We start from the raw sequence: 24150 nt of genomic DNA on the forward strand, positions 1-24150 counted from the left end.
ATGTGCGCCCGCACGGGCGACAATGGAGCGGTGCCCCTGTACCGAGACGATGCGATCGTGCTGCGCACCCACAAGTTGGGTGAAGCGGACCGCATCATCACGCTGCTGACCAAGCGTCACGGCAAGGTGAGGGCGGTCGCCAAGGGGGTGCGGCGCACCTCGAGTCGCATCGGTTCGCGCGTCGAGCCGTTCATGCTCATCGACGTGCAGTTGTATGAGGGCCGCAACCTCGACATTGTCAGTCAGGTCGAGACTCGCGAGCCGTATGCGCGTCGCATCGCGGAAGACTATTCGCTGTACACCGCCGCGACCGCGATGGTCGAAACGGCCGACAAGCTCGTGGACCACGAGAAGGAACCGGCGTGGGACCAGTACCGGCTGTTGCACGGCGCTCTGGGCGCGCTGAGCAGGCGCGAGCACGATCCCGGACTGGTGCTCGATAGTTTCCTGCTGCGTTCGCTCGCCCTCGCGGGGTATGAGCCCAGTTTCGATGCGTGCGCGAGTTGCGGGCGGGAGGGGCCGCACAGGGCCTTTGTCGTGGCAGGTGGAGGGGCGGTGTGCGAGGCCTGCCGGCCACCGGGTGCCGCGGCACCGGCGCCAGAGACGTTTTCCCTTCTTGAAGCACTGCTGTCGGGTTCATGGCCTGTGGCCGATGCGTCTGAGGCCAGGCATCGGCGCGACGCCGCCGGACTCATCGCCGCCTACACGCAGTTCCACCTCGAGAAGAAGGTCCGCTCGCTCGGCCACGTGGACCGCACGGGGTAGGTCGGATCGACGGCCCCGGTGGTCCTGGTCTACGCGCAGCGCGCGCGGGATCGCTCAAAGTGGGCGAGGTCTACGCGAACCGGTGGGGGGAGTGCGGGTGGGGGTGTGGGTGGGGCTGGCGCGGGTGGGGCGCACAGGGGCGTGCGCGGATACGCTGGCCCGGTGAGTTTCGCGAAGCCCTTTCCCCACGCCCACGGCGCGACCCCGCCCAACCTTCCCGCGAAGGCCGTCCCCGGCCACGTCGCGATCGTGATGGACGGCAACGGCCGCTGGGCCAAGCAGCGCGGTCTGCCGCGCACTGACGGGCACACCAGGGGAGAGGCCGCGCTGCTCGATGTGGTGGCGGGCGGCATCGAGATTGGCGTTAAGCACATCTCCGCCTACGCGTTCAGCACGGAGAACTGGAAGCGCAGCCCCGAAGAGGTGCGTTTCCTCATGGGCTTCAACCGCGACGTGATTCGCCGCCGCCGCGACCAGATGGGCGAGTGGGGCGTGCGCGTGCGATGGGCGGGCAGGCGTCCCAAGCTGTGGAAGTCGGTGATCGACGAGCTCGAGCGTGCCGAGCAGATGACTGCGGGCAACGACGTGCTCACGCTCACCATGTGCGTCAACTACGGCGGCCGCTCCGAGATAGCCGATGCGGCACGCGCCATCGCGCTCAAGGCGGCAGCGGGCGAGCTCGACCCCTCCCGTATTTCCGAGAAGACGCTCGCGGCGCATCTGGACGAGCCAGACATGCCCGATGTCGACCTGTTCTGGCGCTCAAGCGGCGAGCAGCGCTCGAGCAACTTCTTGCCGTGGCAGGCGGCCTACGCCGAGTATGTGTTCTCCGACACGTTATGGCCCGACGTGGACCGCACCCACCTGTGGGCCGCGATCGAGGAGTACGCGAGGCGCAACCGGCGCTTTGGCGCGGCCTGACGGCCGGGTTTCGCTAGGCCTTGTCGCCGTGCGCCGTCGGGCCGGTGTGGACCGATGACGTGGCGTCGGGGGAGCTGAACTCGGTGACCACTATCGAGGACACGGAGTCACCCGCGTACCGTGAGAGCGTGGCCTCGAGGACGGTCGTCGAGTCGCCAACTTTGTTCAGCGGCGCTCCTCCGTAGGTGAACTTGAACTGGCGGTGCCAGACTCCGTCGACCTGCAGGTCCGTCGGTGGGGAGGCGACCCATCCTGTGGACACGTTGGTCGGGGCCTCATTCGGGTACAGCGACGTGTCGTTGCGCACCCGTACCTTCACCACGATGTTGTGGACGGGTCCTGGATCGGGGTTGGCTCCCGCTGACCATGTCAGCATGGTGCGTACCTGGGTTGTCGAGGCGCCATCGAAGGTCACGACGGGGTTGGAACCCGATCCACCGGTCACGGCGACAAAGTACAGACTCGCGGCATCCGTACCGCCCGACGCGGCACGGGCCGGGATCCCCGTCGCGATGATGACTGCCGGTGTCGCCCATGCGGTACCGACCAAGAGTCCTCTGCGGGAGATTGCTCCTGTGGTCTGGTCCATGGCTAAGTCCCCTCGTCTGTGTCGTCGATGGCACACCGACCGGGGAGGTGCTTATTCCACCGTACACGCGAATTCGGACGCTAGTGTCCCTATCGTTCCGTGGCGCCGCGAGCGGGCGTTCGCTAGCCCTGGTTCGCGGCGCTGTTCGCAGGGGTTGTGGCGAGAGCGGGGGCCTTACGTCGACGCCACAAGTTCGCTCCCACCGCGGCCGCAATCAGTGCGAGAGCGACACCGGCCAGCGCCCATGGGGCGCGCATCCAGACCTCCCACAGCGACAGCGCAATACCCGTGTAGATCGCGGCCCACGCAAGGCATCCGGGCACCATCGCGAGGGTGTACAGGTCCACCCGCATGCGGATGTAGCCGGCGGTGGCGTTGACCATGGTCTGGAAGCCGATGGTGAGGAAGGACAGCGAGATGGCCAGGAATCCCCAGCGTTCGATGAAGACGCGGGCCCGCTCCATGCCTGGACCGGAAAAACGCCGCGCGAGCCGCGCCCGGCGGCTGTGGACTTCTTCCGCGTGGTCAGCGACCGCATCGGCTCCCTTGCGAGCCCAGCGTGCCAGCCAGTAGGTGCCCTGAGCGCGCAGGAAGACCACGCAGAACAGGAAGACGTAGACGCCCCACCAGGGGCCGTCCATGATGCCGGACGGGATGCCGGGCATCAGCCGTGGCCCTGGGCCCCGCAGGACTCGCACACGCCCGTGAGTTCGACGGTGTGATCGATACGCGAGTAGCCGTAGGTGGTGGCCATCCGGTGCGCCCACTCCTCGAACTCGGGCATGTCGATGTCCTCGGCACGGCCGCACACGCGGCAGCGCAAGTGGTGGTGGTGTTCCTCGCCCGAGGCGCACCGTCGGTACAGCGTCTCGCCCGTGTCGGTGACGACGGAGTCAACCTCGCCTGCCTCGGCGAGCGCCTGGAGAGCGCGATACACCGTCGCGAGACCCACGGTGGAGCCGTCGTGACGCAGCGTGTCGTGCCAGCCCTGCGCGGAGCGGAACTCCGTGCTCGACGCCAGCGCATCGAGCACCGCGGCGCGTTGCTTGGTCATGCGCTGGGGGACCGTACGGCGCGCACTCACGGGAGGGCCTCCTGGGGCTGAGGGGTGCGCGCGCGGCGGCGTCGACGCCTGACCACGCTCGCGCCAATCGAGACGAGCACATAGAGCGCGACACCCAGCACCACGATCAGGGACCCTGGCTGGAGGTCGTGCTCCAAGGTGATGCTGACGCCGGTGAGGCACAGCACCACGCCCACGACCATAGCGGTCGTCATGGTCCGCGTGAACGACCGCGTCACGAGTTGCGCGATGGCGACCGGCAGGATCATCAGTGCGGACACGAGCAGGACGCCGACCACGCGCATGGACGCGGTGATGGTGACCGCGGACAGCACCGCGACCGTCATGTTGAGGGCGCGTACCGGCAGGCCGGTGGAATAGGCGAAGTCCTGATCGTGGGTGACAGCGAACAACGCAGGGCGCAGGCTGAGCCCGACCGCCAAGATGACGACGGACAGCGCGACGGTCACCCACACGTCCGTCCACGTGACCGTGGAAATCGAGCCGAACAGATAGCCCATGAGGTTCGCGTTGGAACCGCCGGCGGCGCTGATCAGCAGCACACCGGACGCGATACCGCCGTAGAACATGATCGCCATGACGACGTCAGCGGCGGCGGTGCCGCGCGAGCGCATGTGCTCGATGACCACGGCGCCCGCGATCGCGAAGACGATGGCGCCAGGGATGGCGAGGGCGTCGGCATGGGCGAAGCCCGCGAGGGAACCGGCGAGCCATCCGGCCGCGACACCGGCGAGAGCGACGTGCCCGATGCCGTCGCCGAGCAGTGCCATCCTGCGTTGCACCAGGTAGGTGCCAACAATCGGGGCGCTGGCGCCGACGAGCAGCGACACCAGCAACATGCGCTGGACCAGGGGGTCCTGCAGTAGCTCGATCATCGTCCCTCCCATTCCAGTGCGGGCCGTTCGAGAGGTTCGGGGTCCTCGTGCGGGTGGTCGTGATCGTGGCCTGGCAGGGCATGGACGCCCAGGTCGGCGAGCGGCGCCCCAGCGTAGGTGACGCAGCCCTGCTCGAGCACGACCGCGCGGTCGATGTGACGCCCAATGGCGCCAAGTTCGTGGAGCACGATCACCAGCGAGGTCCCGTCGGCCTTGAGGTGGCCCAGGGCGTGGGAAAAGGCCACCTGGGACTCGAGGTCGACGCCCGCCATCGGCTCGTCGAGGATCAACAGCTCCGGCTTGCGCACGAGCGCCCGGGCGATCAGCACGCGCTGCTGCTGGCCGCCCGACAGGCGGCCCACGTCACGCTTGGCGAGCGAGGCCACGCCCATGGTGTCGAGCGCCTCCATCACGCGCGCGTGCGCGCCACGCGGGGGGCGAAGGCGGTTGCGCCCGAGCAGCCCTGACGTGACGACCTCGGCAACGGTCGCCGCCACGCCGCCGGCCGCACTCAGTCGTTGGGGCACATAGCCGATGCGCGCTCGGGCTTTGGCGCTCGCGGCCTCACCGCCAAAGAGGATGCTGCCGGTGTCGAGCGGGAGCACGCCGACGAGGCCGCGCACAAAGGTGGACTTTCCGGAGCCGTTGCCGCCCATGAGTGCGACCACCTCGCCGGGCATGGCCTCGAGTGACACCCCGTGAAGAATCTCGGCACTACCCAGGGTGATGCGCACGTCGGTGGCCTGCACGGCCGGGGTGGTGGAGCCGGGTGCGACGCCGTGGGGCTCAGGAGCAGCCAAGGCCGGTCCTGAGTGCCTCGAGGTTGCGGGTCATGACAGCAAGATAGTCGTCGCCGTCCGCCACTCCCTCGACGGGATCAAGGACGGCGGTCTCGACGCCAGCGTCGGCCGCGAGTGCCTCGATGGCGGAGGCATCCACGAGTGACTCCGAGTACACGGTGGTGGCGCCCGTCTGAGCTACGAGATCACGGATCTCGCGGATGCGGGCCGGGGAAGGCTCAGCCTCGGGGTCGAGCCCGGCAACGCCCTCCTGGTGCAGGCCGTAGCGCTCGGACAGGTAGCCGAACGCCTCGTGGCTGACGAAGACGTCGTCCCGCTCGCACGTGGCGAGGCCGTCCTCGAACGCCTGGTCGAGGTCGTCGAGGTCGGTGATCAACGCCTGTGCGTTGGCCTCGTACGTGGCCGCGTTGTCCGGGTCGAGCTCGGAGAACTCCGCGGTGACGTCCTCGACGTAGGCGCTCAGCAACGTGGGGTCGGTCCAAAAGTGAGGATCCGTGCTGCCGTGGTCGTGGCCATCGTCGGACTCGCCCTCGTCGCTGCCGCTGTCCTCATCGTGTGCGTGCTCGGCCGCGTGATCCTCCACCACGTGGTGCGCGTCGAGAGAGCGCGCGCCGGTGGTGCCGATGGCGTCGTCGACTGCCGGCTGGAACTCCGACAGGTACAGAACCGTGTCGACGTCCTGCAGGCTGCGCACGACGGCAGGGGAGAGCTCCGCATCGTGCGGCTCGACGCCGGGCGGCATGAGGGACTCGACCGTCACGATGTCTCCGCCGACCCGCTCCGCCACGAATTGCAGGGGGTAGAACGCCGCCGCCACCGTGAGTGCGCTGTCGCCTTCCTCGGCAGGCTCGGACGGAGCGCACGCGGCAAGGGAGGTGGCGCCCGCAAGGCACACGAAGGTCAGGGCTAAAGGTCGCTTGGGCATGACCACTACGGTACGCCTTATTGATAATCATTGTCAAAGCGGTCACCGGGCGCCGGGGTGACCCAACCAGTCCTCCAGTGCATCGTCCGACACGGCCTCGCCCGGTTGCGCGAGCGTCTCCGCGAAGGCCCGTGTGATGGATGCGTGGGAGTCGCCCACCCCCGTGACGACCAGGTCCACGCGGGGCCCGCGCGCCGGGCGTCGGCCCAGGTCTGCCACGCTGAGCAGGCCTGCCGCACCCTCCCACGCGCACGACGATCCCGGACGGGAGGACACGGTGAAGTGTCCGCGCGCTCGCACGGGGTGTGAGGCGAGTCGGTGGACGTTGTCGCGCAGTCGAGTGGGGTCGAACGGGTGCTCGCTCGTGAGGCGAAGGGTCCACACCCCGTCTTGGTTGGCCGCGGTGCGCTGGGGAAGGCGGAGCGGGTCGGCACGCTCCAAGCAGTCGCGTGTGCGTGTGGCCCGCCGGGTGTCCATGGAGGGGCCCAGGTCGAGGCTGTCGCAGGCGACGACCCGTGCGCCGTCGCCGCGAAGGTGCTCGGCCAGGGTGAGCGCCTGGCGCGACGGTTCGCTCGTGGTGGTGAGGACGATCGTGTCGGCGGCCACGAGCATGGGCGCGAGCGCCTCGGCTACCACCTGGTCCGTGGCGACGGAGGGGTCGCGGTCGGCCAGCCAATCGTCGGAGAAGGCGTCCCCCACAAAGTCGTCGGCGTCGACCACCAGGCACACGCCGCCAAAGGTGGCACCCGCGAGGCTGCCCTTTCGTGCCAGTTCTTGGTCAAGCAGCCTCACCAGGGGAGCGGGCTCGCTGCCGATGGGCATGGCGACGAGCGCGTGGCGCCACCGCTGTTCGCGCGCAAGCCGCACCAGCGTCGGCAAGGCGTCTTCACGCGTGGCGCACGAGGTGCACGCGTGCTCGAGCGGGGCGATCTCGGTCTCCAGCACGCCCGTCCAGTCGGAGACTACGTGCCGCACGGCGCCGTCGAGGATGTCGAGGGTGATGGCGACCGTGTCTGGCCGGTCGAGCAGGAGCCCGGTGATGGCTGATCCGCGCACGACCGGGTCGATGGTGCACACGGTGGTGATGGTGAAGGAGTGGGTCATGCGAGGACACTAGCACTTGACGAGAATGAGAATCATTATTAAGTTCTCCCGCATGTCACGACAGCGATGCCACGTCACCGGAGCCGTCCCCAGCTTCGGTCACTCGATCTCCCATTCCCACCGCCGCACAAAGCGCCGCTGGGACGTCAACATCCAACGCAAGCGCTACTGGGTGCCCAGCATGGGGCGCCACGTCACGCTCCACGTGAGCACCAAGGGAATCCGGATCATCGACCGTGACGGTATCGATGCCGTGGTGGGCCGCATTCTCGCCAGAGGGGAGAAGGTCTGATGGCCAAGAAGAGCAAGATCGCCCGCAACCGCCAACGTGAGAAGGTCGTCGAGCGCTACGCGCAGCGGCGCCTCGAACTCAAGCACATGTCGGTGAGCCCACACGTGAGCGCGGAGGAGCGCGCTGCTGCAATGAAGGAACTCCACGCGCTGCCGCGCGACGCAAGCCCCACCCGCCTGCGCCAGCGCGGTGCGAGCGACGGGCGTCCCCGCGGCAACCTCCGCAAGTTCGGCCTCTCCCGCGTGAAGTTCCGGGAGGCCGCCCACCGCGGCGAACTGCCCGGCGTGACGAAGTCGAGCTGGTGACATGAAGAAGGACATCCACCCGCGCTACGAGCAGGTCATCTTCCGCGACAAGGTCGCCGACTTCGGCATCCTCACGCGGTCGACCCGCACGTCACCGGTCACCGCTACCTGGACCGACGGCCAGGTCTACCCGGTCATCGACGTCGAGATTTCGTCGGCGAGTCACCCGTTCTACACGGGCCAGGCCAAGGTCATCGACACCGCCGGTCGGGTGGAGCGATTCCGCCGCCGCTACGGAAAGGAAACCTCGTGAAGGTTAGCGCCAGCATCAGGTCGCTCGCCCGCAAGGAAGGGTCAATCGTCGTGCGTCGACGTGGAAGGACCTACGTGATCAACAAGCGAAACCCCCGTTTCAAGGGCCGACAGGGGTAACGTCATGGCTGTACCCAAACGCAAGACCTCCCGCTCGCGTACGCGTTCGCGCCGCGCGAAGTGGAAAACGACGACCGCGGACCTCGTGCCCGCTACTGTCGACGGAGTGGTGCACCTCGTGCCACGCCGCCTTGTCCGCGCTCTCCAGCGCGGTCTCATCGAGCCCGACGGCAAGCGTCGGGCGTGAAAGGACAACCATGGCCCTCACTCGTTCCGACCTCGCTTCCAAGATTGCCGACGCTGCTGGCATCACGCAGGGCCAGGCGGCCGATGCGCTCAAGGCTTTCGAGGCCACCGTCACCGAAGCTCTGGTCGCCGGCGAGGCAGTGAAGCTCACGGGCTTCGCTCAGTTCGACACCGGTGAGCGCGCTGCGCGCACCGGCCGCAACCCCCAGACCGGCGAGTCCATCGAGATCGCCGCGTCCCGCGTGGTCAAGATCTCGGCTGGCGCCGCGCTCAAGAACGCCGTCAAGGGCTGAGCGACAGACTGAACACCGCACCGCGGCCCCGGCTCCTCGAGCCGGGGCCGCGGTCGCGTGTGGAGGCGACACACGCATCGGCCGTGATGGTGGGCGCCGCTAGACTGTCCGGGCACCCAGTCCAACCCTGCAAGGAGCAGCCCAGTGGCACAGCCGTCCCGCCTCGATAACGTGATCTCGCTCGCGAAGCGCCGTGGCTTCGTGTTCCCTTGCGGCGAGATCTACGGTGGTACGCGCTCCGCGTGGGACTACGGCCCGCTCGGGGTGGAGCTCAAGGAGAACATCAAGCGCCAGTGGTGGCGGTCGATGGTCTCGAGCCGCGACGACATCGTGGGCCTGGACTCGTCGGTGATCTTGCCTCCCAAGGTGTGGGAGGCCTCGGGCCACCTCAAGGCCTTCGTTGACCCGCTGGTCGAGTGCCTGTCGTGCCACAAGCGCTACCGCGAGGACCACCTCCTCGAGGAGTTCGAGGAGAAGAAGGGCCGCGCCCCCGAGGGCGGCCTCGCCGAGATCGCCTGCGTGAGCTGCGGCACCCGCGGCCAGTGGACCGAACCCAAGATGTTCAACGGGTTGCTCAAGACCTACCTCGGTGTCACTGAGGATGAGTCGGGGCTGCACTATCTGCGTCCCGAGACCGCCCAGGGCATCTTCGTCAACTACGACAACGTGCAGCGCACCTCGCGCATGAAGGTGCCATTTGGCATCGGCCAGATCGGCAAGTCGTTCCGTAACGAGATCACTCCTGGAAACTTCATCTTCCGCACCCGCGAGTTCGAGCAGATGGAGATGGAGTTCTTCGTCAAGCCCGGCACGGACGACGAGTGGCACCAGTACTGGATCGACACGCGCCTGGCCTGGTACACGGACCTCGGCATCAACCCGGAGAACCTGCGGCTGTACGCGCACCCGCAGGAGAAGCTGTCGCACTACTCCAAGGGCACCACGGACATCGAGTACCGCTTTGGCTTCCAGGGCAGCGAATGGGGCGAGCTCGAGGGCATTGCCAACCGCACCGACTTTGACCTGTCGACGCACTCGGAGCACTCCGGCAAGGACCTGAGCTATCTGGACCCGGCCACCAACGAGCGCTACACGCCGTACGTCATCGAGCCTGCCGCGGGTCTGACCCGTTCGCTCATGGCCTTCCTGGTCGAGGCGTACGACGAGGACGAGGCGCCCAACACCAAGGGTGGCGTCGACAAGCGCACGGTGCTGCACCTCGACCCGCGTATTGCGCCGGTCAAGGCCGCGGTGCTGCCGCTGTCCAAGTCGGACGAGCTGCTGCCCACCGCGCACGCCCTCGCCAAGGAGCTGCGCTCCGCGTGGAACGTCGAGCTCGACGTGACGCAGGCGATCGGCAAGCGCTACCGCCGCCAGGACGAGATCGGCACGCCGTTCTGCATCACCGTCGACTTCGAGACGCAGGACGACCAGGCCGTCACCATCCGCGATCGCGACACCATGCAGCAGGAGCGCGTGGCGTTGGCGCAGGTGCAGGCCTACCTCGCGACCCGCCTGATCGGGGCTTGAGGCCCGTTCGGGCGGCCGATGCGCGGGCTGGGTTCACGATGAGGGGCACCTGGTAGATGGGTGCCGGACACTCGCACGGCCTGAGCGCCGACGGTGAACTCGAGCGCGCTCCTCGCGCGTCCGAGCGCACCACGATCGTGTTGTCCTCGATCGTGGGTGCGGTGCTGTTCCTCACCATCATGGGTGCGATGGCCGTGTGGCCCTCGGACTGGTCATTCCTGCGTTCTGTGCCGACCACCTATGAGGGTGCCCAGTGGGTGTCCGTCGAGGTGGTCTCCGTGGACCAAGAGACCGGCGTCGCCCAGGTTGAGGTTGAGGGTCAGGAGGATCAGGGCCTGCAGAGCCTCGAGCCAGGGGCATTCTCGACGTTCGAGTACGAGGTCGGCGACCAGGTCCGCGCGCTCCAGATCGAGACCGGTGAGCTGATCTTCGGCGACTTTGAGCGCGACGGCCCCATGCTGCTGTTGCTCGTTGCCTACGTGCTGCTGGTTGTCATCATTGCCCGCTGGCGAGGAATTGGCGCATTGCTGGGCCTCATCGCGGCGTTCGGCATCGTCATCTTTTTCACCGTGCCCGCGCTGTATGGGGGCGGGCATCCGCTCATCATCGGCCTGGTCACGGGCTCGGGCGCGCTCGCGCTGTTGCTGTACCTCGCACATGGGTTCAATGCGCGCACCACGACGGCATACTTGGGCACGCTCGCGGGACTGGCGATCACTGCGGCGCTGGCCTGGTGGGCGGTCGAGGCCTCCAACCTGACAGGGATGTGGTCCGAGGAGGGCTCGCACCTCGAACTGTCGGGGCGGTCCGTGGACCTTCAAGGCCTGGTGCTGTGCGGCATTGTGATTGCGGGCCTGGGTGTGCTCAACGACGTGACGGTGACGCAGTCCTCTGCCGTGTGGGAGTTGCGTGCCGCCCGGCCCGAGATCTCTCGCTGGAACCTGTTTGCCCGCGGCATGCGGATTGGACGCGACCACATCGCCTCGACGGTGTACACGATTGTGTTTGCGTACGTCGGGGCCTCGCTGCCGGCCATCATGCTGATCAGCCTGTACGACTCGTCCTTGGGTGTGGTGCTCACCGGCGCGGAGATCGCCGAAGAGGTGGTGCGTACGCTCGTGAGTTCCATCGGGCTGGTGCTCGCCGTGCCGCTCACCACCGGCATCGGCGCGCTCGTGGTGGGCCAGCACGCGATCGTCGAGGACGATGTGGTGCCAGCCGAGGTTGACGACGAGGGCCCTGGCGAGTCATCGGCGACAATAGAGGGATGACCTCCACCCCTTCGACGACCTCTCGAGTGCTGCCTCCGCTGAGCATCGGCCCCATCACGGTTGACACGCCCGTGGTGCTAGCGCCGATGGCGGGCATCACGAATGCGGCCTTCAGGCGCCTGTGCCGCGAGCACGGCGGCGGCATCTATGTCGCGGAGATGGTGACGTCGCGGGCGCTGGTCGAGCGCACCAAGGAGTCGATGCGGATCATCCACCACGACTCCGACGAGACCCCGCGCTCCGTTCAGGTCTACGGTGTGGACCCCGCGACCATTGGCGCGGCCGTGAAGATGCTGGTCGAGGAGGACCGCGCGGACCACATCGACATGAACTTTGGCTGCCCGGTGCCCAAGGTCACTAAGAAGGGCGGCGGCGCGGTGCTGCCGTGGAAGAAGGACCTGTTCCGTGACATCGTGCGCGCCGCGGTCCAGGCCGCCGCTCCCTACGACATCCCCGTTACGGTCAAGATGCGCAAGGGCGTCGACGACGAGCATCTGACGTACCTCGAGGCTGGGTTGATGGCCGAGCACGAGGGCGCTGCGGCCGTCGCGCTTCACGGCCGCACGGCGGCCGACTACTACTCGGGTACCGCCGACTGGGACGCGATCGCGCGCCTCAAGGAGGCCGTCACGACCATCCCCGTGCTGGGCAATGGCGATATCTGGTCCGCCGAGGACGCGCTGCGGATGGTCGAGCACACCGGCGTTGACGGTGTGGTGGTGGGCCGGGGTTGCCAGGGCCGCCCGTGGCTGTTTGCTGACTTGCAGGCGGCCTTCGAGGGCCGTCCCGAGCGGGTGCGTCCCGGTCTGGATGTCGTGGCCGACACCATCTACCGTCACGGCGAACTGATGGTGCCGTTCTTCGGCGACGACGAACTCAAGGCCATGCGCGAGATTCGCAAGCACGTGGCGTGGTACCTCAAGGGATACCCCGTCGGGGGAGAGGTCCGTCGCGACCTGGGGCTCGTCGAGACGCTCGCGGACCTGCGCGCCCTACTCGACGCTCTGCCGCAGGACGTGCCGTACCCCGGCGAGGGCGCCGAGGGTCCGCGCGGACGCCAGGGCACCCCCAAGCGTCCAGCATGCCCGGAGGGTTGGCTCGACACCCAGGACATCACTCCTGACCTCGAAGCGCGCCTGGCGGAGGCCGAACTGAGCGTCTCAGGCGGGTAGTTCCCCCGAGGTTGGTCACCGGTGCGGGCCCGATCGCCACCCGAGTGCTGGGCGATCGGTGAGTTGGCCCACCGCCTTCCAGCCGTGCAGTGTGATGAACCCGACACGATGGGCCTGTTGTCCGCTGGATGTGACGTGCGGTATGAATTGTCCAACCCACGAGCGGGATGTTGCCGATGTTGGTGGCTACGGGGTGGCGGTTGAGGTTGTCTCAGCTCCGCGCTATCCGTGGTCTTCTGCTCTTGGGGGTCTTGCTGTGGCGATTTCTGGTGCCTTGTGGCGCTCGATGGATTTTGAGTGTGTGACGGGCCGGTTCGCGGCTGCGGTGGCTGTGTCGACGTTGATGCTGTACGCCGTGGTTGAGGCTGGTCCTGCCGAGGCAGCTGATCCAGAAGATGTCGTTGACGCGGCCGTTGCGGAGCTCGAGTGGGAAGGCGCAACGTCGCCGGACGCGATCTCGGCGTCGGCGTTGGCGAGGATTCGCGGTGTGCTGGTCGAGGATCTGTCGCAGCGCACGGAGGTGTCGCAGACGTTTGCTTTGCCTGATGGGCAGTGGCGGACGGATATCTCGACCGGTCCGGAGTGGGTGGCGACCGGCGAGGATCCCGCCACGGACGAGGGCTGGGCGCGTGCTGACAGTTCCCTGGTGCCGAATGGTGCGGGCGGGTTCGCACCGAAGGCGCACGTCGCGGGGTTGCAGTTCAGCGGCGGCTCCGATGGTCGGACTGAGGTCGTCACGGGTCAGGATGCCTCGGGTGAGCCGTTTTCGTTGTGGTGGGATGGGGCTCTTCCTGAGCCTGTTGTTGCCGAGGATGCGATCCGGTATGTGGACGCCGAGCCCGGCATCGATCTGGTTTTTCAGGTCACTGCGACTGGTTACGAGCAGTTCTTTGTCGTCAAGGATGCCGAAGCGCTGGAGGAAGCCGAGGAGCTTGCCATTGAGTTTGCTGCTCCCGAGTCGGACCTGGTGCGCGTCGGTGACGGCGTGGTGGTGCGGAACGACGACGGCCACCGGGTCGCGCAGGTGTCGGATGTATCGGCGTGGGACGCTGCTTCCGATGCGCTGCATGTGCAGCCGGTGGCGCAGATGGCGCCCGCACCGGTCAACGACGATGAACTCGAGGCTACGCCTGCACCTGAGGTCACTGCAGATTTGAACGAGTTGCCGACGATCGTGGACGTGCCCGTGGATGTGTCCGTGAGCGGCGATGTCGCGGAGATCTCGATCGACACCGGTGCTTTGCCGTTTGACGAGTCGTCTGATTTCCCGGTGGTGATTGATCCGTCGGCGAACCTGACCGTGTCGTTTGATACGTATGTGTCGGATGCGTGGTTGTCGGATCGTTCGGGCCAGACGGAACTGTTGATTGGCACCGCGAATTCTGGTGCGGACAAGTTCCGCTCGTTTCTGAATGTGAATGTCTCACCGATTGTGGGTAAGAAGGTCACGGCTGCGACGTTGAAGTTGTACAACCACCATTCGTGGTCGTGTAGTGCCAAGGGGTGGGAGGTGTGGTCGACATCGACGACGTCGACGTCGACGCGGTGGACGAACATGCCGTCCTTGAGCACCAAGTACGCTTCTTCGACGGCGACGAAGGGGTATTCGTCGTCGTGTGCGGGCGGTTACGTGAGTGCCGATATCACGACGATGGCTCAGGCCTGGTCGACGGGGACCGCGACGTCGAAGGGTATCGGCATCAAGGCCGCCTCGGAGACCGACAACGCCGGGTGGAAGCGTTTCAGCTCCGGAAACGCGTCGTCGAACAAGCCTGTCATCTCGGTGACGTACAACAGCTATCCGAACACGCCGTCGAGCGTGAAGGTCGCAGGCACCGCGCCGGCGGCGGGCGCTACGGTCTACACCAATGACACGACTCCCACCTTCAGTGCCGTGGTGTCGGACCCCGACGGGGGCAACGTGAGGGGCCTGTTCACCGTCAAGCAGGGCTCCACTACGACCGTGTCGGCCGCTTCAGGATCGTCGGTGGCCTCCGGATCGACCTCGAGCTACACGTCTGCCGCGTTGGCGCAGGGCAAGGCGTACTCGGTCTCGGTGGCCGCCAGTGATGGCTCGTCGACGTCGAGGGCGTCGTCGTCGCCTACCTGGACGGTGTTTGTCGACACGGCCGCGCCGGGCGCCACGTCGATCACGTCGCCGCAGTTCACCAACGGGCAGTGGAAGGACACCGCACCGTCTTCGGTCGGTGCCACGTTGAGCGCTACGGATGCGGTGAAGTTCGAGTACAAGGTCGACTCGGGCGCCGTCAAGACTGTCGTGGCGACCTCGGGTAGTGCAACGCTCACGGGCTTGCCGCGCACCAACGGTGGACACAGGGTCGAGGCTCGCGCGGTCGACCGTGCCAACAACACGAGTGCGTGGACGGTGTTGGAGTATGGGATCGGGTCGGTAGGAATCACTGCGCCTGCGTCTGATTACAAGACCACCGACCGCGTGAGGATCGTCGCGAGCGCACCACCGGCCGGTAGTGGTTCCGTGGAGCGCAGCCTGTACTGGAGGGCCAGTGGCACGCCCAACGGTGCTGGCTACTCTGACGCCACGGGTTCATCCGCGGGTTGGACGCGGATCACGGCTAATGCGCCTGGTGACGTGGCGGCGGGCGTGAACCCCTCGGTCGACTACCCGTGGGACTCGTCGCAGGCCGCAGAGTCGCTCGGCAAGGAGCGGGTGCCGTTCCTTATGGATGTCCAGGTGTGCTTCACCTACACCTACACGAGCGACACTCTTTGCACCTGGCGCAACGACGAGTCGACGCACGCCACTGTGCTGCGCGTGCCTCATGCCTTCGGCGACAACTTCCCGGTCGCGTCGGCTGGCCCGGGCCAGGTCGCGATGTGGACGGGCGAGTTCAACACCTCAACCACGGACCTTGCGGTGCCCGGTTACACGGGTACGCTGTCGGTTTCGCGTACCTACAGCACCTTCGCTGGAGGACGGGAGGACTCGGTCTTTGGTCCGGGCTGGGCGCCGAGCTTCGAGGGTACCGATGTCGGTGCGGCGGGCCTCACAGTCATCGATGCCACCGAGGACAACGGGCTCCTCATCCTCGAAGACGTCGACGGCACCTATCTTCTCTACCAGCAGCCTGGCGGGACCACCGAGCCGCAGAAGGCGGGCGAGTACGTGGCGCTCGATGCAGACACGGCGGCTTTGGGCTATCGGCTGAAGGTCACCGGCGAGGATAGGGCCGCCCGCCTGTCGCTTGTCGAGGATGATGGTGTCACCACCACGTGGGCCCACCTGGGTTCTGGAGAATGGGTTCAAGAGTCGGTCGTGGAGCCCGGTCAGGCTGGCGCGACGACGTTTACGCGTGACGGGTCTGGTCGTATCACACGGATCCTTGCGCCCGTCCCTGCCGGTGTCTCGTGTACCCCGACGCTGTCGCCCGGTTGCCGCGCCCTAGATATCGCCTACTACACCTCGACGAATGCGAGCACGGATGCGTTTGCGGGCCGTGTGGCGTCGGTCACCTACCGTGCATGGGATCCCGCTATTAAGGCGATGGGCTCGCTGGAGGTGGCGCGCTACAAGTACGACGCTACGGGGCACCTGAAGACTGTCGTCGACCCGCGATCAGGGATCCAGACGACATACGAGTATTCGGGCACGTCCAAAGCGCAGGTGCCGTTCCTTACGGCCGTGAAGCCAGGAGGCCTGGCCGCGTGGCGCATGCAGTACGACGACGATCCTCAGGGATCGGGATCGCTGCTGCGCGTCAGTCGTGACGGCGCCACTGACGGTGCACCACAGGTGACGATGTCGCGCTACATCTATGGCATCGATATGACCGCCGCCCCGTCCGGGGTTCCGGACGCCATCGGTGCGGTTCACGCGTGGGGGCAGACTCGTATCCCTGCCCTGGGTTTTGCGACCTTTGGTCCGGGTGAGGATCCGGGAACCAACAGTGCATCGGCTGTGAGTGCCGCCGCGTGGAAGAACGCGAATCTGACCTTCACCGATGCTGAGGGCTACACGCTGAACACTGCAGAGTTCGGTGCCGGCCTGTGGCTGTACACGGCCATCGAGTTCGATGATGGCGATCGTGTGGTGCGTAGCCTCGACACTGCGGCGACCTCACATCTTCTGGCACAGTCTGTCCTCAACGACGGGCAACCTGTAGCGCAGGAGATTGTCAACGCGGTGGCGTCCATCACCCGCTACAACGACGACATTGTCGCCGGTGCGAATTACACGTGGGACGGGGGCTCGATTGCCGCCGGAACAGTGCTGGTGCCCGCCGGAACATTGGTGACTGATACGTGGGCTCCCGCCAGTGACGATGCGGGCAACGGGCTTGCCCGCATCCACACCCAGTTCACCTACGACGAGGGCGCCCCCAACGGCGGGATCAACCCGAAGTCTGGGCAGCCCTTTAGTCTGGTGACGACGACACGCGAATTCAAGGCTGCCGAAGCGTCAGGGCACTGGGACCTGTCAGTACCGGTGGCCAAGGGTGAACCGTTGCTGTCGGAGTCGAAGACAGGTTACGACCCCATCGACGGCGCGCCGCTCACCGGTGACACGTCCGGGTGGATGCTCGGCGCGGAGACGACCACCACGGTGGTGATGCCTGACGCGGCCGACAACATCGTCTCCAAGACCCGGTACGACGCGCTGGGCCGGGTGGTGGAATCACGTGCCCCTGGCGCCAACGGCAACGACGCAGGCACGGACATCGTCGTCTATTACACGGTGGGTGCGAACCCCCATGACGCTGCGTGCGGCAACTCCCCGCAGTGGGCAGGCCTTCCTTGCGTGACGCGTTCGGGCGAGGCAACACCGACTCTCCCCGAGAGCCGCACCACGGGCTACTCCATGCTGCTGGCCCCCACGACCGTGGTGGAATCCCTGGGACAGGTCGCCCGTACGTCGACCACCACGTACTTGGCTGATGGTCGCACGTCGCGCACGTCCCTTGCGGTGACGGGACTGACGGACTCGACACCACTGGCACACACTCGTATCGAGTACGACGCTGCGACCGGCCTGCCGCTGGCGACGGTCGAGTTCGACAGTGCAGGTGGCGAGATCTCTCGCGTGTCCAACGCAAGCGACCTGTGGGGACGCAACACCTCCTACACCGACCGCGACGGCGCCGTGACCTCCCACGGGTTCGATAACGCCGGCCGACTGCACACCGTGAGTGACCCCCACCGCACCGTCACCTACACCTACGACGGCACCGACGCGTTAGGACGTGAGGAACACCGCGGACTTGCCACGACGATGACCGTCTCGGGTGCCGGAGCTTTCACGGCGGCCTATGGTGTCGCGGGCGAGATGCTGCGCCAACAGATGCCCGGCGGCCTGACACAGGTCAACACCTACTCGCTCACAGGTGAGGCTGAGTCGCTTGCCTATGTCAGCGACGACCGAGACGGCGGTGAGGTCCCACTGATCGCATGGACCCAGGTCAACGACCTGTACGGCCGTGTGGTCTCGGAAACGACGCCGGCCACGGGACAGGCGGCGGACCTCGTGGCGCAGTTTGGTCGCAGCTACACCTACGACCGTGCCGATCGGCTCACCAAGGTCGACGACCGCACTGCCTTGCTTGGCGAGCTTCTTGACGACGACACGACCGATGCAGCGGCCACGCCGTGCGTGACGCGCGCCTATGACTTCGATGTGCGGGGCAACCGTCTGGCGCGCTCCACATCGGTGTCGGGCACCGATGGCGTATGCGGCACGGGAACGTCGTTCACCGATGCGTGGACCTACGACGATGCCGACCGGGTCCACACCGGCGCGAACGGCGTCGCGTCCTACGTGTATGACGCCCTTGGACGCCAGAGGCTGATACCGGCAATCGACTCTCCGATGGGAGCCGCCGCTGGCGACCTCGCGATCGGCTACTTCGATAACGATCTGGTGCGGTCCCTGAGCCAGGATGGCACGTCAACGGTGTTCGGTATCGATGTGCTGGGAAGACGTACCGATGCAGTATCAACATCCGCGTCGGGCACGGTAACGCTGTCTCGTCACTACGGTGATGCCACAGATAGCCCTGCGTGGGTGACACGCACCGATAGCGCGGGCACGAGTCTGACGTGGTACGGCTCGTCACTGGGGGGTGATCTGGGCCTTGAGATCACTGACGGTGTGGTGGCGTTGCAGATCGCCGACCTGCATGGTGATGTCGCCACCAGTGTGACGCTCGATGAGGCTGGTGCGGTAGCCGCGGTGGGCGCCTTCGCGGACTTCGACGAGTACGGGCGAGTGTTGACCGTGCAGCCTGACACCGGGGCGCTCACGTATGGCTGGTTGGGTGCAAAGGAACGCGCCACCGATGCGGCCACCGGCCTGCTGCTGATGGGGGTACGGCTGTACAACCCCGTCACTGGTCTGTTCACGTCGGTCGATCCGGTAGCCGGTGGCAACACCACGGCCTATGCGTATCCCCAAGATCCAATCAACAAGTACGACCTTGATGGGCGTGCCTGGGGATGGCTAAAGAAGGTCGCCCAGGCTGCGAAAGTCGTAGCGAAGGTCGCGGAAGTCGCATCGTTCATTCCCGGCCCGATCGGCATGGTCGCCGCGGGTGTGGCCACAGCCGCGCATCTAGCGACCGGCGACTATAAGGCAGCCGCTGCGGCCGCGATCGGTCTGGTACCAGGCGGCAAACTGTTAGGCACGGCGGCCAGGCTTGCCGGCAAGGCGGCTAAGTCAGGCACGATCGCCAAGGTCGTGCGTAAGGTTGCGCCCGCGATCAGGCGGACGGGCTGTAACAGCTTCGAGCAAGGCACCGCCGTGTTGTTGGCCGATGGGTCATCGACACCCATCGAACAGGTGGTGGTGGGCGACCTGGTGGTGGCCACCGACCCGCTCACGGGCGAGACAGTCGCGAAGCCGGTGACGGACCTGATTCGGCATCTCGACGACGAGAAGTGGGTCGATGTCGCGGTCGCAACAGATGCGGGCGTTGACACGGTGCGTGCCACCGCCGAACACCCGTTCTGGGTAGCCAGCGCCCGTGACGTCATGGTGACCGACGGCGTGCAGATTGCGCCCAGCGGACGATGGGTCAACGCGGCCGACCTGGCCGAGGGCGACATGCTTGCGACCGCCACGGGATCGACGGGCACGGTGTTGGAAGTCCGGCCTCATGAGGCGACACGATGGGCATACAACTTCACCGTCGCCGACCTCCACACCTACTATGTCGGTGAAGAACCACTACTCGTTCACAATGCGAGCTGTAGCCTCCAGAAGAACAACTTCGTTCGTGTCGGAAAGACTCCCGATCAGAAGTGGCGGGTGTCGCTTGGGCCGGAGCGCAAGCATTGGGCCACGCTCTCGCCCTGGCGCCAGCGTATTCAGCGGCACCACATTCACATGGAGCGTGCCAAGGGAGGAATCACAAACAACGCCACGGGGACCTCGCGGCGACTCTGGGGGAGCTGGGTAACGTGAAGGCCGCCGACGCAGTCCAGTACCTCGACACGCTTGGGGAGCGTTTCGAGATCCTCGAGTCGGGACTCCGAGGCGATGTGGCCTACGCGCGACTCGGTGGCGACGTGCCCGGGAGACGCAAAGCCGTCGTGAACTCACCTGGGGAGAGATGGTTCGAGGTCGCTGTGGATGATGGATTCGCATATACAGTCTTCGCTGAGGATGTCGACGACTCTGAGGTGCGCCAGTTGCTCGACTCGATGGCCGAGTTAGCCACGTGCTATGTCTTCGAAGGCGGAGAGGTCGAGCGCCCGAGATCCTTCTCGCCGAGATTGGTGGTCCAGTGCAGCGGCCGACGTGTGGTCTTTCGCAGAAGTCTCGCAGAAGACCTGCGGAGGTTCGCGCTAAGAATCACTCCGTCCCGAGACACATGACTCTGTGTCTTAGCGCGCGCACCGACTGCGCCGGGAAGCTCGCATCGCGTTGGAAGTTGTCCGGGTGACTCGAGGGGTGCCGGTCACGTGGCGAGCTCACAGAGTCTCTGCGAGCCGGATCCATGTCGGCACCTACTTCCCGCCGCGGTGATGCGATGGAGGAGGCAGAGATGGTGGGCGCAGACGCGTTGCACGGTTGGGTAGCCGCACCGGCACAGGTGCGGAGACTCGTGGTCGCGCTACTCGAGAACGCGCAACATCCGCGCTACCGAGACTTGGCGACGTGCGTTCGCACGGACGCCATCGCGGTGCGACCCTCGGACGGTACCCCTCACGACCAATGGGGCTCTTCGCAGATGAGGGTGTAGGCCTGTTGGCCGGGGTGGTGTCCGGAGAGACGTCGAGGTCCTCCATGATGGGAGTTCTCACACCGTCCATCTGAAAGACCTCGACGTGTTCAACGGTACCTTCGGCCCTGCCGACCTCACTACTTTTTGCAGCCTCGACGACCTTGGTCTGATGGTCACCGGTCAGCGCATCGACGCTCGTCGTGCTGTTGGGACTGCTGAAGGTTCTGGTGACTTGGGGGGTTAGGCCGCGAGGGCGACCTGTGGGGCCATGATGGCTTCGTACTCGATGGGCGTCAATCGGCCTAGGACGCGTTGGCGACGTCGGCGGTGGTAGGTCCGTTCGATCCAGGTCACGAGGGTTTGCCCCAAGATCAGTTGACCGGGTGACCTGCCCCAGGGTTTGGTTACCTGATCAGGTGTGGCTCTGCCGCACCGATAGGTGACAGGGGCTAATCACGCGGTGAGAGCCAGGCTGGTGAATGTCCTGCCAGAACGGCTCACCTTGGGCCGAGACAGCACCGCGCTCTCAGGCGAGACCGTAGGGAGGCTCGGCGGGCGCATCGGCCGGGCCGCCATCGGGAGGAACAGGGGAATCGTCGACCGGCTCTCGTGCCGGGACAAGCACGAGTTGCACCATGCCATCGCCGTAGCGGCGCACGTCGGTGACGGTGATGGGGTGGCGACGAGTTGCCCCCGCGAACAGCGCATGGCCCGCGCCGAGCACGGTCGGATGGAGCGTGACGGTCATCTCGTCGACGAGTCCCTCATCGAGTGCTTGCCGGATCATCTGCCCTCCGTCCAAGTAGACGTCCTTCCCGCCCGCAAGGGTGAGCGCCTCGTCGATGAGGTTCGCGATCGGGCCAGAGGTCGCGGTGACCGTAGCAGGCGGGTCGTGCAGGGGCCGCGTGGTTGCGACGAGGATAGGCATGTCCCCGTACGGCCACTCGATGTCCATCCTGTCGACCACATCGAAGGTGCGTCTTCCCATGAGCATGGCGCCCACGTGAGCGGTGAAGTCTTCGAAGGACGCGGCATCGGACTCGACGGCGCCCCACGCGCCCGCAGCCATGGGAGCCCAGTCGGGGCGTGGCTGTTCAAGCCACGAGATATCGTCATGCGGCGCGGCGATGAAGCCGTCCAGAGAACAGGCGATGTAGACGCGGACGCGGGCCATGCGCCCCACGGTACGCCGCGCCCGGGTGCGGCGCGTGGCGAGCCTGAGTCCGCATCGGCCCCGTGGGGAGGGCGGGAGCACGGTCGCAGGAGCCGGCGCGAGATCCTCCTTCACTCGTGTCGGATCGGCACGTTCGCATGCACCTGTCGGGAAGGCACCTGCGAACGTGCGCCGAGGGGCCCCCGGTGTCCGCCGACACGCGGGAGTTGCTGGTCCCACACCCGGGGCAGATAGCATCGCCACGTGACCGCCATTGCCCCTGGATACGAGCCGCATGACACCGAGCGGTTTGTCGCCGAGCCCGCCAAGGCCGCGCAACGCACGCCGTTCGAGCGTGACCGCGCGCGCATTGTGCACTCGAGCGCACTGCGCCGGCTGGGGGCCAAGACCCAGGTGCTGGGCCTCGGCTCAGGAGACTTCGTGCGCACCCGTCTGACGCACTCGCTCGAGGTCGCGCAGGTGGGGCGCGAACTGGGCAAGGCGCTGGGTTGCTCGCCCGACATCGTCGATGCGGCCTGCCTCGCGCACGATCTGGGCCATCCGCCGTTCGGCCACAACGGCGAGCGCGCGCTCGACAAGGTCGCGCAGGACATCGGCGGCTTTGAGGGCAACGCCCAGACGCTGCGCCTGCTCACGAGGCTCGAGCCCAAGTCCGTTGACCCCGCCACGGGCGTCTCGGTGGGTCTGAACCTCACGCGCGCCAGCCTCGATGCCGCGGTCAAGTACCCGTGGCGCGAGCCCGCCGCTCCGTTGCGGCCGGACGGCACGCCCACCCGCAAGTTCGGCGTGTACGACGACGACCTGCCGGTGTTCGAGTGGGTGCGTGAGGGCACGAGCGGCACCCAGCAGAGCTTCGAGGCACAGGTGATGGACGTCGCGGACGACATCTCGTACTCGGTGCACGACCTCGAGGATTCGATCGTCTACCGCGCGGTGAGCCCCGGCGTGCTGCGTGACCCGGGCCAGGCCCGCGCCGTCGTCGAGCACGCCCGCCAGTGGTACGGCCGCGCCACCGAGGAGGACGCGCTGCTCGCGGCACTTGAGCGCCTGCAGACGTTCCAGTGGTGGTCGGATTCGTACGACGGCACTCGTCAGTCACTCGCCGCGCTCAAGGACATGACCAGCCAGATCATCGGCCGGTTCGCGCAGGCGATTATTGTCGCCACGCGTGCCGAGCACGGCGACGGCCCGCTGACCCGCCACCACGCGGGCCTGGTGGTACCGCAGGACACCCGCGACGAGATTCTGATCCTCAAGGGCGTCGCGGTGCACTTCCTCATGGCCCCGCGCGAGACCAGTCCCACCTATGCCAAGCAGCGCAAGGTGTTGCGCGAACTAGTCGGAGCCTTGGCGGACAGGGGAGCGCCGGCAATGGAGCCCCAGTTCGCTGCGGACTACCTCGAAGCGTCCACCGACGCTGAGCGCCTACGCGTCGCGATCGACCAGGTCGCGTCGCTCACGGACACGTCCGCATACAACTGGCATCACCGCTACGTGACCAGCAAAGACGGCGACTAGGCCTGGTCTGCCTGGGCCTGGGCCGGGACATCGCCCGTGCCGCGGCGGCGCAGCAACACCACGAGCGCGATGACCGGCAGTGCCAGCGGCACCCAGCCGTACGCCGAGCCGTAGCCAGTCCACACGGTCTCGTCCGCCCACAGGTCAGGCGCGGCCCAGCCGAGTGTCCCGATCACGAGCACGCCCACCAGTTCTAGTGCGGTGCCCACGATGGCGACCTGGCGCCAGCCGCGCCACAGCGCGACGGCGATCACGACATACAGGACGGCCGATGCGGCGGAGACCGTGTAGGGCATCGGCGCCTGATCGAACTTGGAGGTGATCTGCACGACGGAGCGTCCCGTCGCGGCAAGCCCCAGCACGGCGTACGCGACGATCAGCAGAATGCGGCCCATGGGATTCACGTCAGGTCCCCAGGATCACGAAGATGCGCCACGCGAGCACGCCCGCCGCGATCGCGACGATCACGGCGGCTCCGGCATCCACGCGCGCGATCTGGTCGGGCGCGAGCACGGGGCGGTTCGGGTCGGGATCGGTGGCCGCAGCATCGGGCGTGCCCAGCCGGCCGATGCCCAGCAGCGGCAGCACCACTATGGTCGCGAGCAGGTAGCCGATGGTCAGCACCAGGCCAGCGTCATTGCCGCTGAGCAGCACCGCGACCACAGCGATGGCCTGAATGCCGGTGACAATCCACATGCCGGTGACCACCAGTTCGAGCGCGCGGTGAAAACGGACGCGCACCAGCGTGATCAGGCCCGAAGCGAGGAGCACCACAC

The 24150-nt window shown here is 66.7% G+C and carries 24 protein-coding genes; 14 read left to right on the top strand and 10 right to left on the bottom strand.

Features of this window, described 5'->3' with window-relative positions; all coding sequences use genetic code 11:
- Positions 1-30 precede the first annotated feature (30 nt).
- Both recO and ACK5NO_RS04385 read left to right on the top strand, forming a co-directional pair.
- Positions 31-765, top strand: coding sequence for a DNA repair protein RecO (gene recO, locus ACK5NO_RS04380; protein ID WP_416811451.1), 735 nt, complete (start codon positions 31-33; stop codon positions 763-765).
- 162 nt (positions 766-927) lie between these two features.
- Entirely contained in the window at positions 928-1686 is a 759-nt protein-coding gene (locus ACK5NO_RS04385; RefSeq protein ID WP_416811452.1) for an isoprenyl transferase, read from the top strand.
- Between the two features lie 13 nt (positions 1687-1699).
- Here ACK5NO_RS04385 and ACK5NO_RS04390 read toward each other — a convergent pair whose 3' ends face one another.
- The 7 genes from ACK5NO_RS04390 to ACK5NO_RS04420 all read right to left on the bottom strand — a co-directional run bounded on the left by ACK5NO_RS04390 (position 1700) and on the right by ACK5NO_RS04420 (position 7063).
- Positions 1700-2275, bottom strand: coding sequence for a hypothetical protein (locus ACK5NO_RS04390; protein ID WP_416811453.1), 576 nt, complete (start codon positions 2273-2275; stop codon positions 1700-1702).
- A 122-nt stretch (positions 2276-2397) separates the two neighbouring features.
- Positions 2398-2940, bottom strand: coding sequence for a DedA family protein (locus ACK5NO_RS04395; RefSeq protein ID WP_416811454.1), 543 nt, complete (start codon positions 2938-2940; stop codon positions 2398-2400).
- The gene (locus ACK5NO_RS04400; protein ID WP_416811455.1) at positions 2940-3329 is read right to left on the bottom strand and encodes a Fur family transcriptional regulator; all 390 of its coding nucleotides are present in this window, start codon (positions 3327-3329) and stop codon (positions 2940-2942) included. Before ACK5NO_RS04400 ends, ACK5NO_RS04395 begins: the two co-directional genes overlap by 1 nt.
- A 26-nt stretch (positions 3330-3355) precedes the next feature.
- Complete coding sequence (locus ACK5NO_RS04405) at positions 3356-4234, bottom strand: metal ABC transporter permease (RefSeq protein WP_416811456.1); 879 nt, start codon at positions 4232-4234, stop codon at positions 3356-3358.
- A complete protein-coding gene (locus ACK5NO_RS04410) occupies positions 4231-5034 on the bottom strand; it encodes a metal ABC transporter ATP-binding protein (protein WP_416811457.1) in 804 nt (267 codons plus the stop codon). The genes ACK5NO_RS04405 and ACK5NO_RS04410 overlap by 4 nt, the downstream gene beginning before the upstream one ends.
- Positions 5021-5959: a metal ABC transporter substrate-binding protein gene (locus ACK5NO_RS04415; RefSeq protein WP_416811458.1), complete on the bottom strand. Its 939-nt coding sequence runs from the start codon at positions 5957-5959 to the stop codon at positions 5021-5023. The genes ACK5NO_RS04410 and ACK5NO_RS04415 overlap by 14 nt, the downstream gene beginning before the upstream one ends.
- Before the next feature lie 42 nt (positions 5960-6001).
- On the bottom strand, positions 6002-7063 hold the full coding sequence (locus ACK5NO_RS04420; protein ID WP_416811459.1) for a GTP-binding protein: 1062 nt from the start codon (positions 7061-7063) through the stop codon (positions 6002-6004).
- A gap of 25 nt (positions 7064-7088) precedes the next feature.
- Between ACK5NO_RS04420 and rpmB the strand changes: the two genes are divergently transcribed.
- The 11 genes from rpmB to ACK5NO_RS04475 all read left to right on the top strand — a co-directional run bounded on the left by rpmB (position 7089) and on the right by ACK5NO_RS04475 (position 20332).
- The gene (rpmB, locus tag ACK5NO_RS04425; RefSeq protein ID WP_416811460.1) at positions 7089-7355 is read left to right on the top strand and encodes a 50S ribosomal protein L28; all 267 of its coding nucleotides are present in this window, start codon (positions 7089-7091) and stop codon (positions 7353-7355) included.
- Complete coding sequence (gene rpsN, locus ACK5NO_RS04430; protein ID WP_416811461.1) at positions 7355-7660, top strand: 30S ribosomal protein S14; 306 nt, start codon at positions 7355-7357, stop codon at positions 7658-7660. Before rpmB ends, rpsN begins: the two co-directional genes overlap by 1 nt.
- Position 7661: 1 nt before the next feature.
- Complete coding sequence (locus ACK5NO_RS04435) at positions 7662-7913, top strand: type B 50S ribosomal protein L31 (RefSeq protein ID WP_416811462.1); 252 nt, start codon at positions 7662-7664, stop codon at positions 7911-7913.
- Complete coding sequence (gene ykgO, locus ACK5NO_RS04440; RefSeq protein WP_416811463.1) at positions 7910-8032, top strand: type B 50S ribosomal protein L36; 123 nt, start codon at positions 7910-7912, stop codon at positions 8030-8032. The genes ACK5NO_RS04435 and ykgO overlap by 4 nt, the downstream gene beginning before the upstream one ends.
- 4 nt (positions 8033-8036) lie before the next feature.
- A complete protein-coding gene (rpmF, locus tag ACK5NO_RS04445; protein WP_416811464.1) occupies positions 8037-8219 on the top strand; it encodes a 50S ribosomal protein L32 in 183 nt (60 codons plus the stop codon).
- 10 nt (positions 8220-8229) lie between these two features.
- The gene (locus tag ACK5NO_RS04450; RefSeq protein ID WP_416811465.1) at positions 8230-8511 is read left to right on the top strand and encodes an HU family DNA-binding protein; all 282 of its coding nucleotides are present in this window, start codon (positions 8230-8232) and stop codon (positions 8509-8511) included.
- 144 nt (positions 8512-8655) lie between these two features.
- Complete coding sequence (locus ACK5NO_RS04455; protein ID WP_416811466.1) at positions 8656-10041, top strand: glycine--tRNA ligase; 1386 nt, start codon at positions 8656-8658, stop codon at positions 10039-10041.
- Positions 10042-10097: 56 nt separating this feature from the next.
- Positions 10098-11312 carry a YibE/F family protein gene (locus tag ACK5NO_RS04460; protein WP_416811467.1) on the top strand — a complete coding sequence of 405 codons (1215 nt, stop codon included), beginning with the start codon at positions 10098-10100 and terminating at the stop codon, positions 11310-11312.
- Entirely contained in the window at positions 11309-12484 is a 1176-nt protein-coding gene (gene dusB, locus ACK5NO_RS04465; protein ID WP_416811468.1) for a tRNA dihydrouridine synthase DusB, read from the top strand. The genes ACK5NO_RS04460 and dusB overlap by 4 nt, the downstream gene beginning before the upstream one ends.
- A 286-nt stretch (positions 12485-12770) precedes the next feature.
- Positions 12771-19919, top strand: a complete 7149-nt coding sequence (locus tag ACK5NO_RS04470) for a DNRLRE domain-containing protein (RefSeq protein WP_416811469.1) — start codon at positions 12771-12773, stop codon at positions 19917-19919.
- Complete coding sequence (locus tag ACK5NO_RS04475; RefSeq protein ID WP_416811470.1) at positions 19916-20332, top strand: hypothetical protein; 417 nt, start codon at positions 19916-19918, stop codon at positions 20330-20332. The genes ACK5NO_RS04470 and ACK5NO_RS04475 overlap by 4 nt, the downstream gene beginning before the upstream one ends.
- An 876-nt stretch (positions 20333-21208) precedes the next feature.
- Here the strand turns inward: ACK5NO_RS04475 and ACK5NO_RS04480 are convergent.
- A complete protein-coding gene (locus tag ACK5NO_RS04480; protein WP_416811471.1) occupies positions 21209-21856 on the bottom strand; it encodes a dihydrofolate reductase family protein in 648 nt (215 codons plus the stop codon).
- A 243-nt stretch (positions 21857-22099) separates the two neighbouring features.
- On the opposite strand from ACK5NO_RS04480, the gene ACK5NO_RS04485 reads away from it, so the two are divergent.
- Complete coding sequence (locus ACK5NO_RS04485) at positions 22100-23374, top strand: deoxyguanosinetriphosphate triphosphohydrolase (protein ID WP_416811472.1); 1275 nt, start codon at positions 22100-22102, stop codon at positions 23372-23374.
- On the opposite strand, the gene ACK5NO_RS04490 is transcribed toward ACK5NO_RS04485, so the two are convergent.
- On the bottom strand, positions 23371-23769 hold the full coding sequence (locus ACK5NO_RS04490) for a hypothetical protein (protein ID WP_416811473.1): 399 nt from the start codon (positions 23767-23769) through the stop codon (positions 23371-23373). The two genes, ACK5NO_RS04485 and ACK5NO_RS04490, sit on opposite strands and share 4 nt — an antisense overlap.
- A gap of 10 nt (positions 23770-23779) precedes the next feature.
- Positions 23780-24150, bottom strand: a 371-nt coding sequence (locus tag ACK5NO_RS04495; protein WP_416811474.1) for a hypothetical protein, incomplete at its 5' end; no start/stop codon positions are given.

Source organism: Demequina sp. (assembly GCF_047975725.1).
In the GTDB taxonomy this organism is placed as follows: Bacteria; Actinomycetota; Actinomycetes; order Actinomycetales; family Demequinaceae; genus Demequina.

Bases quoted from the DNA above. Each gene is read 5' to 3' on its own strand.
- ACK5NO_RS04390 (WP_416811453.1), bottom strand. From the start codon at position 2,275: ATGGACCAGACCACAGGAGCAATCTCCCGCAGAGGACTCTTGGTCGGT.
- ACK5NO_RS04395 (WP_416811454.1), bottom strand. From the start codon at position 2,940: ATGCCCGGCATCCCGTCCGGCATCATGGACGGCCCCTGGTGGGGCGTC.
- ACK5NO_RS04400 (WP_416811455.1), bottom strand. From the start codon at position 3,329: ATGACCAAGCAACGCGCCGCGGTGCTCGATGCGCTGGCGTCGAGCACG.
- ACK5NO_RS04405 (WP_416811456.1), bottom strand. From the start codon at position 4,234: ATGATCGAGCTACTGCAGGACCCCCTGGTCCAGCGCATGTTGCTGGTG.
- ACK5NO_RS04415 (WP_416811458.1), bottom strand. From the start codon at position 5,959: ATGCCCAAGCGACCTTTAGCCCTGACCTTCGTGTGCCTTGCGGGCGCC.
- ACK5NO_RS04420 (WP_416811459.1), bottom strand. From the start codon at position 7,063: ATGACCCACTCCTTCACCATCACCACCGTGTGCACCATCGACCCGGTC.
- rpmB (WP_416811460.1), top strand. From the start codon at position 7,089: ATGAGAATCATTATTAAGTTCTCCCGCATGTCACGACAGCGATGCCAC.
- rpsN (WP_416811461.1), top strand. From the start codon at position 7,355: ATGGCCAAGAAGAGCAAGATCGCCCGCAACCGCCAACGTGAGAAGGTC.
- ACK5NO_RS04435 (WP_416811462.1), top strand. From the start codon at position 7,662: ATGAAGAAGGACATCCACCCGCGCTACGAGCAGGTCATCTTCCGCGAC.
- rpmF (WP_416811464.1), top strand. From the start codon at position 8,037: ATGGCTGTACCCAAACGCAAGACCTCCCGCTCGCGTACGCGTTCGCGC.
- ACK5NO_RS04450 (WP_416811465.1), top strand. From the start codon at position 8,230: ATGGCCCTCACTCGTTCCGACCTCGCTTCCAAGATTGCCGACGCTGCT.
- ACK5NO_RS04460 (WP_416811467.1), top strand. From the start codon at position 10,098: ATGGGTGCCGGACACTCGCACGGCCTGAGCGCCGACGGTGAACTCGAG.
- dusB (WP_416811468.1), top strand. From the start codon at position 11,309: ATGACCTCCACCCCTTCGACGACCTCTCGAGTGCTGCCTCCGCTGAGC.
- ACK5NO_RS04470 (WP_416811469.1), top strand. From the start codon at position 12,771: ATGGATTTTGAGTGTGTGACGGGCCGGTTCGCGGCTGCGGTGGCTGTG.
- ACK5NO_RS04480 (WP_416811471.1), bottom strand. From the start codon at position 21,856: ATGGCCCGCGTCCGCGTCTACATCGCCTGTTCTCTGGACGGCTTCATC.
- ACK5NO_RS04490 (WP_416811473.1), bottom strand. From the start codon at position 23,769: ATGGGCCGCATTCTGCTGATCGTCGCGTACGCCGTGCTGGGGCTTGCC.